This window comes from Plesiocystis pacifica SIR-1 (assembly GCF_000170895.1).
Taxonomy (GTDB): Bacteria; Myxococcota_A; Polyangia; order Nannocystales; family Nannocystaceae; genus Plesiocystis; species Plesiocystis pacifica.
In genome coordinates this window covers 36,002-49,258 of sequence record NZ_ABCS01000017.1, presented here as the reverse complement: position 1 = coordinate 49,258, position 13,257 = coordinate 36,002, and the positions used below count along the sequence as shown (strand labels likewise).

The 13,257-nt window shown below is 66.3% G+C and carries 5 protein-coding genes; 1 reads left to right on the top strand and 4 read right to left on the bottom strand.

Annotated features, from left to right (window positions below; genetic code table 11):
* Positions 1–10: 10 nt before the first annotated feature.
* A complete protein-coding gene (locus tag PPSIR1_RS11095; protein WP_157595429.1) occupies positions 11–1,423 on the top strand; it encodes a DUF4215 domain-containing protein in 1,413 nt (470 codons plus the stop codon).
* Positions 1,424–1,877: 454 nt separating this feature from the next.
* On the opposite strand, the gene PPSIR1_RS47685 is transcribed toward PPSIR1_RS11095, so the two are convergent.
* The 4 genes from PPSIR1_RS47685 to PPSIR1_RS11085 form a co-directional block, all read right to left on the bottom strand.
* Positions 1,878–2,294, bottom strand: a complete 417-nt coding sequence (locus PPSIR1_RS47685; RefSeq protein ID WP_157595428.1) for a hypothetical protein — start codon at positions 2,292–2,294, stop codon at positions 1,878–1,880.
* Positions 2,295–2,412: 118 nt separating this feature from the next.
* On the bottom strand, positions 2,413–4,980 hold the full coding sequence (locus tag PPSIR1_RS11090) for an RHS repeat domain-containing protein (protein WP_006971140.1): 2,568 nt from the start codon (positions 4,978–4,980) through the stop codon (positions 2,413–2,415).
* A gap of 224 nt (positions 4,981–5,204) precedes the next feature.
* Complete coding sequence (locus tag PPSIR1_RS45920) at positions 5,205–5,681, bottom strand: DUF2247 family protein (RefSeq protein WP_086001215.1); 477 nt, start codon at positions 5,679–5,681, stop codon at positions 5,205–5,207.
* Positions 5,678–13,249: a SpvB/TcaC N-terminal domain-containing protein gene (locus PPSIR1_RS11085; RefSeq protein WP_006971139.1), complete on the bottom strand. Its 7,572-nt coding sequence runs from the start codon at positions 13,247–13,249 to the stop codon at positions 5,678–5,680. The genes PPSIR1_RS45920 and PPSIR1_RS11085 overlap by 4 nt, the downstream gene beginning before the upstream one ends.
* Between the last annotated feature and the right edge of the window lie 8 nt (positions 13,250–13,257).

Sequence of the window (13,257 nt, the reverse complement as noted above, 5' to 3'; positions counted from 1 at the left end):
GCGTGTCGGCATGCATGATCTGACTAGCCCTTCCCGCGGCCGCGCGTCGACGGTCGTCGCGCCCGGCGTGCTCGGCCTGACTCTCTTCGTGCTCGGCAGCGCGACGGGCTGCACCGGGGGCGACGAGGAGACCTTCAGCGCGGGCCTCGAGGCTGGCAACCTCGAGACCGAGGAGGATGAGGGCACCGACGAGACCCCGGCCGATCCCGAGTGCGGCAACGGCGTGGTCGAGGACGGGGAGCAGTGCGACTTCGGGGACGGCAACGGCGAGACCGAGGGCTGCACGCCGGAGTGTCAGATCGCGGCGTGCGGCGACGGCTACGTGCACAAGCAGTACGAGGACTGCGACGACGCCAACGACAACCAAAACGACTACTGCCTCAACGACTGCACCGAGAACGTGTGCGGCGACGGCATCGTCAACGAGGGCGTCGAGGCCTGCGACGACGGCAACGACAACGACAACGACGACTGCACCAACCTGTGCGCGCTGAGCACTTGCGGCGACGGGGTCATCGATCCCGGCGAGCAGTGCGACGACGGCAACGACAACCACAACGACGCCTGCGCCGTCTGCCACTTCGCCTACTGCGGCGACGGCTTCGTGTTCGAGGGCGAGGAGCTGTGCGACGACGGCAACCTCGAGGACGACGACGCGTGCTTGAACACCTGCGTCGAGGCGACCTGCGGCGACGGCATCATCTGGTACGGCGAGGAGACCTGCGACGACGCCAACGACAACGACAACGACGAGTGCCCGGGCTCGTGTCAGGACGCCGTGTGCGGCGACGGCTACGTGTGGACGGACAACGGCGAGGTCTGCGACGACGGCAACCTCGTGTCCGACGACGGCTGCGACTCGGACTGCCTGGCCGAATTCTGCGCGATCATCACCAACACCGAGGACGAGGACGTCACCGGCAACGACTGGTTCGATGAGTGCATCATGACCGAGGGCGACCTGGTCATCGTCAAGCTGCGCAACACCGAGGGCACGGTGATCTACGAGGCCCAGGGCACCAAGGTCGGGACCTGGACCCAGGACGACATCACCTCCCTCGGGCCCTCGACCACCGAGTACAACGAGAACGGCCACTCCCAGCTGATCCCCCTCGACAACGGCGACATGCTGTTCATCTCGGGCAAGGACGCCGACGCCGGCGTCTACACCTGCAACACGGACCTGGGCAACGGCTACGGCATCATCGTCTACCCGGACAACCCGAACTGGTACCTCAACCCGAAGATCATGGCGATGCCCTACAAGGGCGCCTACAACGACATGCCGCGGGCCTTCGCCAACTGGGGCCAGGACTACGAGGTCAGCTACGCCGAGGGCGCGAACATGAACTCGTGCACCGAGGGCGACGGCGGGCTGGTGCCCTTCCTCGGCGAGTTCACCCTGCGCGTCAAGCCGCGCTGACTTGCCCCCGCAGGCGGCTCGCCCGGCGTTTTCAGCTGTTCAGCGAACGACGCGGGCGTGGATCTTCGGTAGGGCCGGCGGGCGCCTGGGTTTAAGGGAGTTTTGGGGGAGGCTGGTGGAGCCTTGTCCCAACTCGTTCCTGCGTGGTTTTGGAGATATCCTGGAGACGATCCAAGATCGCTGGCTCTTCTCAAGGTTTAGTGGATCCAGAAGGGGTAGATGTAAAGAGCGTGGCGAACAGTGACTTGGCCGAGTGGAAGGCGTACGTTGAGGCCCTCGAGGCGGCCGTTGTTGAGGGCCTCGCGGAGGTGCCCTCGCGGATCGTCCGGGGCGGGTCAGGTTCCAAGGCTCGCCCCTTGATACCGCGGGTGGGGACAGCGGACGCGGCAGGTGCGGTAGCGCAGAACGCATGCCCACGGCTACCCGTTTTGGACCCACCCTTGGGAGAGCCCAATTACTCTCCGCCCGGTTCTTCAGGCTTCGGCGGATGAGCTTTGACGGAGGGCGGGCTTAGCCGAACGCGCGCAAAAACCCCCTCATGATGAAACATCCAAACCGCAGGCGCATCGGGCGCCAGAATGACGACGTCGCCGTTGAAGAAAGCCTCTCCCTGTAACCTGAGATGCTCAGTGATGAGGCTGGTGAGTTTGCTCGCTGGGGTAACGAACGCCCCAACACCTCCGAAAATGGATGCCTCTGTGACCACAACGAGAGTTCCCTGAGCGAACCAGTCCAGAAGTCCCGTTGTTTTGGCAATTTCGGTGTCGTCCAATGACTCCCAATCTGACAGCGGGTCCCAAACGAGAGCCGAAATGTTCGCGTTGAGAACGTCCGGGGTGAGCGATGAAAGCCCTGCTTCGACTCCAAGCATGTCCCCCGCTAGACGACAGGCATCTTGGATTGACATTTTGTTCAAAACCATTTCTCCCACCCCTCGATAAATACCTTTTTTGTGACGCTGTGGCGACTCCCGTCGAAGTCTCGGACTGTCACATGGGAGCCTTCATTTGTGTTTGCGTGCCCGTCAAGGTTAAATTCAATCCGCCTATTACCATCAGGAGACTGCCACCGTTTGGCTTCATCTCTCTGAAGTTGTCGAGTGAACCTCCGGCCGCGTCTTCGGCCACTTGCAGGAGGGCATCTTCGTCCTTGACAAGCTCACGATCCACGGTCTCACCGGCCGAATTTTCATGAGCCTTTGCTCGCCCTCCCTCCCCTGCAGAAGACGTTGCTTTCGCACCAGCCCCCTCTCCTTCGCGTATAGCAGCTTTGCCCTCGGCGATGCCAACATCCTCGACACCCTTGGCACTCAGCACTGTCCCTTTGCTCAGGCTTCGGCTGCCACCAATGACGAGCCTGTCTGCCCCTAGAGTCGCTGTATCGATGAACATCGACCCTATATCAAAGAGAACAGAGCGCGCTGCGCGACCAAAGCGGTCTTCATCGCCCAACTGCCAAGCAGCACCCATCTGCGCAGCGTCGTGCTTGATATCGTAGAGACCAAGCCACGGAATGAACTCGACGATCAGAGGTCGGTCATAGTGCTGAGCATCCTCAGAGTCTAACTCGTTTTCGAGTTCCTCAATCGCTTCGGCCTCATACTGCCCATCAGTCTTCGCATCTGCACTACGCTCACTGGGACGACCCGTCCTCACATCCGATGGTTGCTCGAGCAGGTCCTTGGGCATGTATACCCAACCGAGAGAGTCGTCTTCGGAGATCGGTACCCATTCTCCCTCATAATTAGCCGCCGCGGGGTGCGCGTATGTCTCTGACTCGCTACGCGTGACGGGGTACTCGTGTTGACCCTTCAGATCTTGCTTGCTTGGAGGACTGTTTCGAACATACCGATATCGGCACATCCCTTCTGCGCGCCCAAGAGAGTCAGCGGAGATCCAGCGAGCGAGCCAAGACGCGTAGTACCGACTAGAGTGATAGCTCAGCGCAGTTTCTTCATCCCGCTCCATCCCCGTGTAGCGGTAGCGCCGAGCGGAGACATCGATGCTAGAGTCCACGGACCGATACGCGCTCGTGCCGTAGGGGTGGTACTCCTCGTGCGAGATGACCGCGCCCGTCTCAGTGACCTCTGTGGCGGTTGAGCCCAGGTGGTTGCTGAGCTGGAAGCGCCACATGGGCGTGGGGCTGGGCACGGGTGTGCCGGCATCGGCCGTCTTCGTCTCGACCACGCAGATGCGCCCCGTACCGTCACTGACGTGCAGCGTCTCGCGCTCGAGGTCGAGCTGTCCGTTGATGCGCTTGCGGTAGAGCTCGAAGGGGCCGAGGTAGATGCGCTCTTCGGTGGTGCCTCCGGCGTGCTCGGTGAACTTGCGGCTGCGGTTGCTGCCGCCTGCGTACTGAAAATAGACCTCCTGGGTGCCCGCGGTGGCGTGCTGGAGCTGGTCGAGGGGGTTCCAGGTCATGGCCGGCAGGTGCGGCATGGTGACCATGGAGCCGTGGGCGTCGTAGGTGTAGCTGTGGGAGTAAGGGCCGCCACCTGGATTTGGGAGGTCGCCGGGGGCGGAGGTGGAGAGGAGGCGGTTGCCGTCGGTGGCGTACGCGTAGTGCCGGGTCCAGCCGGTGCCGGAGCTGGGGAGGTGCTGGAGTTTGAGGATGTTGCCGGCCGGGTCGTAGGTGTAGCGCTGGGTGTAGCGCCGCATCGCGGACGGGTCGGAGGTCATCGGCTGGGGGCCGACGGGGAGCTGGGCGTGGGTGCGCTGGGCGGTGCCCTGGCTGGCGTGCTCGCGGCCGGTGGCTTCGATGAGGCGGCCGACGGCGTCGTAGGTGTAGCTGTTCGCGGCCTCGACGACGGTGTTCTGGAAAAAGACCGTCTGCTGGGCGGTGTCGCGGATGTCGGTGATGTTGCCGGCGGGGTCGTAGTGGTAGTGCAGCGACTGGAGCCGCTCGCTGTCCGAGCCGCGGGTGGTCTTCAGGCGGGTGAGCCGGTAGGTCTGTGGGTCGTAGGCGTAGTCGGTGGTGGTCGTCGGCGAGGCAGCAGGGCCGTAGACGACCTGGAGGCGCTGACCCTTGGCGTCGTAGGTGATGTCGCCGACGACGGTCTGGGCCGGCGTGGCGCCGCGAGGCTCGAGGGTGACCTGGCGCAGGCCGCCGCCTTGGTCGTAGGCGTAGCGGGTGCGGCTGCCGTCGGGGGAGATGGCTTCTATCGTGCGGCCCAGGGCGTCGCGCTGGCTGCTGGCCGAGAAGGTCTCGGCGTCGAGCAAGGGCGCGGCGGCGGAGGCCATGGTGTCCACTGTAGCGTGAGAGGTCAGCGGGCTCCAGTCGGGGGTGGTCTTGGGGTCGAGGACGAGCTGGCGGGTCTCGCTGAGGGCAAGGCCTTTGAAGTCGAAGGCCTCGGTCGTGGCGACGCCGGCTCCGTCGTAGACCCGGTAGACGCGGCCGCGGTGGTTGGTGGCCTCGGGGCTGGGGAGACTGTCGCCGTAGACGGTGCGGCCCAGGAGCTGCTCGGGGGCGCCTGCGTGGGAGACAAAGCGGTCGACGGGGCGGTGGAGGGTGTCGTAGGTGACGCGGAAGCGGTGGCCGCGGCTGTCCCAGCGGCGCATGGGCTGGCCCAGGGCGTTGCGCAGGTGCCAGCGGTCGCCGGCGTCGATGGACTCGACCCTCAGCGACTGGCCGAGGGGGCCGTAGGTTCGGCGCTCGGCGGAATTTCCTCGGGCGTCGATGACGTCGAGGACGTGGCTATCGACGTCTTGTGTGCCCCTTCAGCTTGGGGATTTTGTCCTCACGGAGTGGTCCTCTGCGGCTTCGTGCCCCGCGTGAGCTATGCCTATGCCCCACCCACGTACTCCCCCCACATACGTAGAAGGTAACTTTCCCCATTTTCGGAGCTGGAATCATCAGGAGGATTGTAACGGACAAGATGCCTTATTTCGTTCGGGTACCCGAAGTCCACATAGACTTGTTCCACAATGCTGAGTGGGTCCGAGAAACTAGAGCGTTTTTCGTAGGCCCATGCGAGCAGAATGCGCATCCAGGTCAGCCTGGCGTCCTGTTCGGAGTTTCCAGGGACGCGGGAGACCAAAGCTGAGAGCAGCCCTGCAACCTGGTCCTCGTCATCCCTGAGAACTCCGGCCAAGTCCAACAAATCGCCCGCCTCGCCCCCTCGCTCGACTTGCTCCACTGCGATGGCCACGGCATCTCCTCGCCGGAGCCATTGCTCCCGAACGCCTACTTCGACTTCGCGCCAAGTGAGAACATGACGCCGTCGAATGAACTCAAGGGGTATGTTTCTGTTGCTGCTCATGGCCTCTGGTTCGGAAATCCGGTGATCTTTCCACCGGGAATGAATCTTTGGTGAGTTAGCCCCTTAGGCCCAACGATGAACTCAAAAACCCCCTCAACCCCATCGACTTCACCTATGACCTGTGTGAGGTTGCGGGTTACCCCATCTCCGCCGCGAATCGTGAAGTGCTGTCCTTGAGACACCATGTCCCGTGCAAATGTGGGTGACGCATGGGATATGTCTATGTTGCTTCCAAAGGTTCGTGGGGAGAATGGGCCCGCTTGCTTGAGTGCACTTCCGACCGGCTCTGCACCTGCAAGCTCTTGTTGCGCCAGATCTGCTTTCAGCTGCTCAAACTGGGTACGGTTCGCGGTGCCTTCTGATGTGACAGGCCTTCCCCCCTCTGCGGCAGGAGGTGCTGACGGACTCATCGTTCGCCTAGGGATACTCGAAAATGTACCAACCCCCACCGTCGCCCACTCCAGGGCCCCGCCAAAGCCCGCGGTGAAGTGCTGGAAGCTTGCCCCGAAGTCACCGAGCGCTCGCTCTGCATCCGGCTCCAGGTACATCCTTGCCGCGTACTGGCCCATGAGGTCCGCGTGGTAGGGAACGTTGTAGAGGGCTTCCCCGAAGTCCTCAGCCAATGCCATTGGAGCGAGGGCTAACCAAAATCCTCCCATCAGCATCCTGCCGCCGAGTGGGTTCGACGCTAGGGTCATTTCTTGGGCTGCGGCTTCAAACTGTCGACCGAAGTTTCCCTCTGAGCGTTGGTATTTTGGAACGACAGGAGGGAGGGCATAGAGTTGAGCAGGTTGGGCTGGGGTCGACGTGGCCGGTGTCGCCGTGTGGGCGGGCGCCGGTGTTCGCTCAGGCTCCGCGGCACTACTCAGTCGGGCCTCCTCGCTAGCGACTTTCTGCGCGATGACCTCCTGGGGGTTTTCATCGGCGGCCACCCATACGCTCCCTGTATACGCCTCAGTCGAGACATGGATACTCTGTCCGAGGTAGGTCTCTGTGAAGCCGGGCCCCTCTGTAGGTGCACTCGAGGCCGCCCACTGAGAGTCAAGAGTTTCGCTTTCGTCGGGGGGGTGCTTCCCATTCTGGTCGGTGTTCCGCGCAGGGTTTCCAGCGGCGTAACAGTATCGGTCTATTCCTCCCGATAGGCCGGATGGATCCGCCGCGGTCCATCGTCCCAGCCAGGGCGCGTAGTAGCGCGCCGTGTGGTATCCAAGTCCCGTCTCTTCGTCCCGCTCCATCCCCGTGTGGCGGTAGCGCCGTGCAGAGACGTCGATGCTCGAGTCCACCGACCGATACGCGCTCGTGCCGTAGGGGTGGTACTCCTCGTGCGAGATGACCGCGCCGGTTTCAGTCACCTCTGTGGCAGTCGAGCCCAGGTGGTTGCTGAGCTGGAAGCGCCACATCGGCGTGGGGCTGGGCACGGGTGTTCCGGCATCGGCGGTCTTGGTCTCGACCATGCAGATGCGCCCGGTACCGTCGCTGACGTGCAGCGTCTCGCGCTCGAGGTCGAGCTGGCCGTTGATGCGCTTGCGGTAGAGCTCGAAGGGGCCGAGGTAGATGCGCTCTTCGGTGGTGCCTCCGGCGTGCTCGGTGAACTTGCGGCTGCGGTTGCTGCCGCCCGCGTACTGGAAATAGACCTCCTGGGTGCCCGCGGTGGCGTGCTGGAGCTGGTCGAGGGGGTTCCAGGTCATCGCCGGCAGGTGTGGCATGGTGACCATGGAGCCGTGGGCGTCGTAGGTGTAGCTGTGGGAGTAGGGGCCGCCACCTGGATTTGGGAGGTCGCCGGGGGCGGAGGTGGAGAGGAGGCGGTTGCCGTCGGTGGCGTACGCGTAGTGCCGCGTCCAGCCCGTGCCGGAGCTGGGGATGTGCTGGAGTTTGAGGATGTTGCCGGCCGCGTCGTAGGTGTAGCGCTGGGTGTAGCGCCGCATCGCGGACGGGTCGGAGGTCATCGGCTGGGGGCCGACGGGGAGCTGGGCGTGGGTGCGCTGGGCCGTGCCCTGGCTGGCGTGCTCGCGGCCGGTGGCTTCGATGAGCCGGCCGACGGCGTCGTAGGTGTAGCTGTTCGCGGCCTCGACGACGGTGTTCTGGAAAAAGACCGTCTGCTGGGCGGTGTCCCGGATGTCGGTGATGTTGCCGGCGGGGTCGTAGTGGTAGTGCAGCGACTGGAGCCGCTCGCTGTCCGAGCCGCGGGTGGTCTTCAGCCGGGTGAGCCGGTAGGTCTGCGGGTCGTAGGTGTAGTCGGTGGTGCTCGTCGGCGAGGCAGCAGGGCCGTAGACGACCTGGAGGCGCTGGCCCTTGGCGTCGTAGCTCATGTCGCCGACGACGGTCTGGGCAGGCGTCGCGCCGCGAGGCTCGAGGGTGACCTGGCGCAGGCCACCGCCTTCGTCGTAGGCGTAGCGGGTGCGGCTGCCGTCGGGGGAGATGGCTTCTATCGTGCGGCCCAGGGCGTCGCGCTGGCTGCTGGCCGAGAAGGTCTCGGCGTCGAGCAAGGGCGCGGCGGCGGTGGCCATGGCGTCCACTGTAGCGTGGGGGGTCAGCGGGCTCCAGTCGGGGGTGGTCTTGGGGTCGAGGGCGAGCTGGCGGGTCTCGCTGAGGGCAAGGCCCTTGAAGTCGAAGGCCTCGGTCGTGGCGACGCCGGCTCCGTCGTAGACCCGGTAGACGCGGCCGCGGTGGTTGGTGACCTCGGGGGTGGCGAGGCTGTCGCCGTAGACGGTGCGGCCCAGGAGCTGCTCGGGGGCGCCGGCGTGGGAGACGAAGCGGTCGACGGGGCGGTGGAGGGTGTCGTGGGTGACGCGGAAGCGGTGGCCGCGGCTGTCCCAGCTGCGCATGGGCTGGCCCAGGGCGTTGCGCAGGTGCCAGCGGTCACCGGCGTCGACGGACTCGACCTTCAGCGACTGGCCGAGGGGGCCGTAGGTCCGGCGCTCGGCGGAGTTTCCTCGGGCGTCGATGACATCGAGGACATGGCCCTGAATGTCGAGAACGGACTTGGTCTGGAAAAACTCGTCGTTGCCCTGGAGGTCCTTGTTGTGGGCGATGGCGAGGAAAGGTCGGCCGAGGCTGTCGAGGTGGGTGACGCTGGGGGTGTTGGCGTGCTTGGCGGCCTCGAGAGCAGCGCGTTTTTCCTTGAGCAGAGCGACGTCGGAGCCGGCGTAGTCGAAGCGGCTGGCGTACCAGCTGCTGTCGAGGACCGTGTCGTTGACGGTGTGGGCGGTCTGCTGCCAGGGCGTGAACTCGACCCTGGAAAAGGTGCCGTTGGGTAGGTCGGTCCGGGTGAGGCGGCCGAGGGGGTCGTAGTGGTTGACGGCCGTGACGCCCTGCTCGACGAGCTCGGCTTCGTCCTCGAACTCTGGCGTGCTGGAAAAGTAGGGCTCGTAGGCTTCGAGGACGTTGCCCTTGTTGTCGCGGATGGCCCGGCCGTTGCCCACCCAGCGCAGGGCCGGGCTGGTGTCGACGAGCACGGGTTGTTGCTCGGCGTCGAGGATGAGGGCTCCCGAGGCGTCGCGGGAAGGAGCGAGGCCGGGGCGGGCCTGCGCCTTGACCATCAGGGTCTGGCCGGCCCCAGAAAAGTAGGTGCGCTGCTCGAGCCAGGCGGTGCTTGGATCTGCGTGGGTTTCACGGGTTCGGGTCTTGGCCCAGTTGGGCTTGCCCGTGGTCTGCCAGGTGTGCAGGTCGTACTCGAAGGTGGTGGTGGGGTCTGCGAGGGTGTCGCCGTCGCTGTCGCCAATCTTGCCCATGACGGCGGTCTTGCTCACGAAGCCGAGGACGTCGAAGGCGACCTGGGTGCGGTTGCCGTTGGCGTCGGTGAGCTGCCAGGGGGTGAGCAGGCGGTAGTCGTGCTCGGCGGTGACGGTGTTGCCGAGCGGGTCCGTGCTCGAGGTGGTGAGCAGGCTGTAGGCGTCGTAGGCGGTGCTGTAGGTGTGGCCGAAGGGGTCGGTGACGGACGTGACGGCGAAGAACTTGCTCGCGTCGTAGGTGGGGTGGCCGCTTCGCAGCCACCAGTTGCCGCCTTCGAGCAGGTAGCCGCCCTCGGTCTGGAGCTCGGTGTTGGTGGGGGCGCCCGTGAGGCTGGAAAAAACGGCCTGGCGCTGGGCCTCGGTCATGGCGAGGGCCTGACTGTCGTGGACCAGCGCCTTGCTCTCGACGACGCCCTGCGCGAGGGGGCTAGAGAGGTCGTCGGCGAGGTAGCGGGTGCGGCTGTGGGTCAGGAGACGCTTTTGGAGCTGGCCGGGGGTCGGCGTGGCCTCGAAGGCGAGCTCCGTAGCGGTGTCGGCCGCGTCGCGGACGGCCTGCCAGCTTGTGTAGAGGCTGCCTCCCAGGTCGAGGCCGGTCAGCTCGTAGGCACGGGCCTCGACGGGCACGGCGAGACGCAGGGCGTCGTCGAGGCCGTCGAGGTGGACCACGCTCGCCTCGCTGAGCGTCGCGTGCAGCTGGCCCTGCTCGGGGTACTGGGGCACACGGCGCGGGTAGACGAGCTCCGCGCTGCGCAGCGGTGTGCCGTAGGCGTCGGTCTCGACGACGAAGCTGTGCGCGACGCGGGGGTCGTCGGCGACGCGCTCGTAGTGCAGCGCGACGGACTCGCGCGGGAGGGCCTGGTAGACGCCGTAGCGGTTGGGGCCGCGGTGTTGGAGCTGGCGGACCTCGAAGGTCGCCTGGCTGACGGTATAGGGCAGCGAGGCCTCGAGCGAGCCGTCGAGGGCGTAGACCTCGCTGCGCAAGGTCATGCCCGCGAACGCTCGCGTGGCTTCGCGCGCCTCTTGGCCAGTCAGCCCCGCGGGGAGCGAGGGCTTGGGCAACGACGGCGCCTGGACGTCGCCCGCCCAATACTCCGCCTCGAACTTGGCCGCGAGGTCTTCGGCGCCCAGGTAGGCCCCGGTGTGAAACCAGGTCTTGGTGTGCACCGGCGGCTGGTGCAGGCCCTCCTCGACGACATTGTCGAACTGCTCGAGGGCGAACAGGCCATCCTGGGAAAATTCCTCGAAGGACTCCGTGTCCCAGGTCTCCACCATGCCAAAGCCCCGAAACTCGCGCTCTTGGCCGTCGAAGACCCCGTGGTGGTAGGCGCTGCGCTGGACATGGCGCTGGCGCGAGACGTGGTCGAGGGACTCGACACGCTCGACGACGTGCACGGGGAAGGGCAGCTTCGTCGCCCAGGGCCGACCCGCGGCCTTGTCGACCAGGTAGAACTTGGTCGACGGCGCGTAGGCGACGCGGGTCTCGGCGCCCATGTTGTTGCGCGAGGCGACGAGCAGGTGCGGCTTTTGGCCGCTCATCAAGTCGATGTAGCGCAGGCCCCCGCGCTGCGGTCCGCGCCCCGAGGGCAGCGCGCTCGACCACACTAGGCAGGCCGTCCCGGTGCCCTTGAAGTCGACGACCTCGGCCCAGTCGACGCTGCGCAGGCCGGGGAAGCGGTTGAGGCGCTGCTTGGCCGCGAAGGTGTTGCCCGCGAGGTTGCGGTAGTAGCTCGCGCCACGGTCGTCCAGATAGAAGATGTCCGTCGCCCCGCTGCCGTCGACGTCCGCCAGGCGCAGGCGGCTGGGCTCGAACAGCTTCCCAGGCGCGAAGGGACTCAGCCCAGCCATGCGCACCGGCGGCCCGAAGCGGCCGTGACCGAGGTTGGCCCAGTAGAGGACCTCGCCGTTGCGGATCCGGACCAGATCCACCAAGCCGTCGCCGGTCATGTCCGCGAGCTGGATCGCCGTGCGAGCGTCGGAGAACCACGTCACGGGCCGGCTCCGATCGTCTCTGGGGTTGGGGACCACGCGCGGCGCCTCGAAGCCCTCGGCGCCCTTGCTGCGGTACCAGACGAAGTCGCGGCCGCGATCGACGAGGATGTCGGGAAAACCGTCGCCGCTCAGATCGAGCAGCTGGACGTTGGGGCTCTGCCAGTCGATGTTGGGGACGGAGGAAAAGCGCTGGAAGCTGCCCCAGCTCTCGTCGGCGGTGCGCCGGAAAAAGCCCGGCGTGGGCGCGACGAAGGACACGAGCTCCTTGCGCCCATCGCCGTCGAGATCCATGAGCTGCGTGCCCGGGGCGGCGAGGTTGGTGGGGCGCGAGGGCAGCACCACGGGCGCGCCGAAGCGACCGTCGCCCAGACCTCGCTTGAAGGACCAGGTGCCGGCGTGCTCGGTGACGATCCCCGGCAGGCCCTCGCCGTCGAGATCGACGAGGCGGTGCTGCCGGCCGTCGAGGCCCGCGGGGAGGTTGCGCAGCGTGGTCGGATCGCGGACCTCGTGGAGGGTCTCGTCGATGACGGGCTCGCTGTAGTCGAACTCCAGCGTGGGCAGGGCCGCGGAGTCGTAGAAGCCGGTCTGCTCGTCCCGCAGGTAGCTGCGCTGGACGACGCCGACGATCCGCGTCAGCGCGGGATCCTCGGCGTGGATGAAGTCCGTCGAGGCGACCAGGGTGGGGCCCGGACCGAGCTCGGCGAAGTGGTGGAACATGAGCACGCGCCGGCACAGCCGACGGGTGCGCAGCTCGAAGCCCGCCCGATGCGTGGAAAAAGTGTCGAGGCGCGCGGGCCAGGGACGGACGGGGGTAGTGGAGACCTCGAGCTGGTCGTTGGGCTGATCCGTGCCGTACTCGCCATAGTCGAGGACGGCCTCGAACAGCCACCCGCCTTGTTGGAAGGGCGTCGCGTTGCCGTAGAGGATGCGCTCGAGGTAGCGCTGGGCCTGGACGGGGTTCTCCTCGATGCGCGGACGCTCATAGGGCGCGTGCGTGTCGACGCCCTCGAGGTCGTCTTGCTTGTAGCGGTAGACGACGATGTTGCCGCGATCGTCGTGGCTCTCCTCGAGCAACCACGAGAAGACTCGGCTTGGCTCCTTGGGGTCGCTGATGCGCGCCGAGGCGCTCTTGCCGAAGATGCTGGTGACGTTGCCGGGGCTGAGCGTCCGCCAGTGGACCTCGCCGGTGCTCAGCGAACGCCAGCGCTCGATCCGAGAAAAGCCGCCCTCTACTCGGGGACAAAAGCGGTGGACGCGGTGGCCGTCACGGACGGTCACCCAGGGCTCGCCTTGCTCGTCGAGGACGTGGACGAGGTCCTCGACACCCGCGAGCACGAAGGTGTCGCGGCGCGTCAGGTCGGGGTCGTCGTCGCGGTACTCGGGCAGGCCCTTGTCGGTCTTGCGCGAGATCGCCGGGACGCCGAGCATCCAGCCCAGGCCGAAGGGGCCGTTGCCGAGGCCGGAGCTGTAGCTGAGCGACAGCGAGGGGCCGAAGCCTCCGCGGCCCGGGGAGGTGGCGATCGGCACCGCCATGGAGCCCCCTCCCGTGAAGGGGTTGGGCGAGAACTTCTCGCCGATGCTCCGCAGCGCGCCGCCGCCGGTGGGCAGGCTGATCGAGGGGGCGAAGGTCGCGGTCGGAGCGACCTGGCCCGAGTCCGCCCCGCCGCCAAAGGGCGAGCGCAGCTGGCCCGTGAAGGGGTTGGCGTCGTCCTTGGACTGCACCCCCATGCCGGGGGCGTCGCGGCCCGGGGTGACCCCGGCGTTGAAGGGCTCCCGCGGCTGCGGGCCGTGGATCGGCAGGGAGGGTCCCGAGGTCTGGCCTGGGCCTTTGAACTTCTCGTCGCTCATGGCTGGGC

Bases quoted from the DNA above. Each gene is read 5' to 3' on its own strand.
- PPSIR1_RS47685 (WP_157595428.1), bottom strand. From the start codon at position 2,294: ATGCTTGGAGTCGAAGCAGGGCTTTCATCGCTCACCCCGGACGTTCTC.
- PPSIR1_RS11090 (WP_006971140.1), bottom strand. From the start codon at position 4,980: ATGCGCCGCTGGGACAGCCGCGGCCACCGCTTCCGCGTCACCTACGAC.
- PPSIR1_RS11095 (WP_157595429.1), top strand. From the start codon at position 11: ATGCATGATCTGACTAGCCCTTCCCGCGGCCGCGCGTCGACGGTCGTC.
- PPSIR1_RS11085 (WP_006971139.1), bottom strand. From the start codon at position 13,249: ATGAGCGACGAGAAGTTCAAAGGCCCAGGCCAGACCTCGGGACCCTCC.
- PPSIR1_RS45920 (WP_086001215.1), bottom strand. From the start codon at position 5,681: ATGAGCAGCAACAGAAACATACCCCTTGAGTTCATTCGACGGCGTCAT.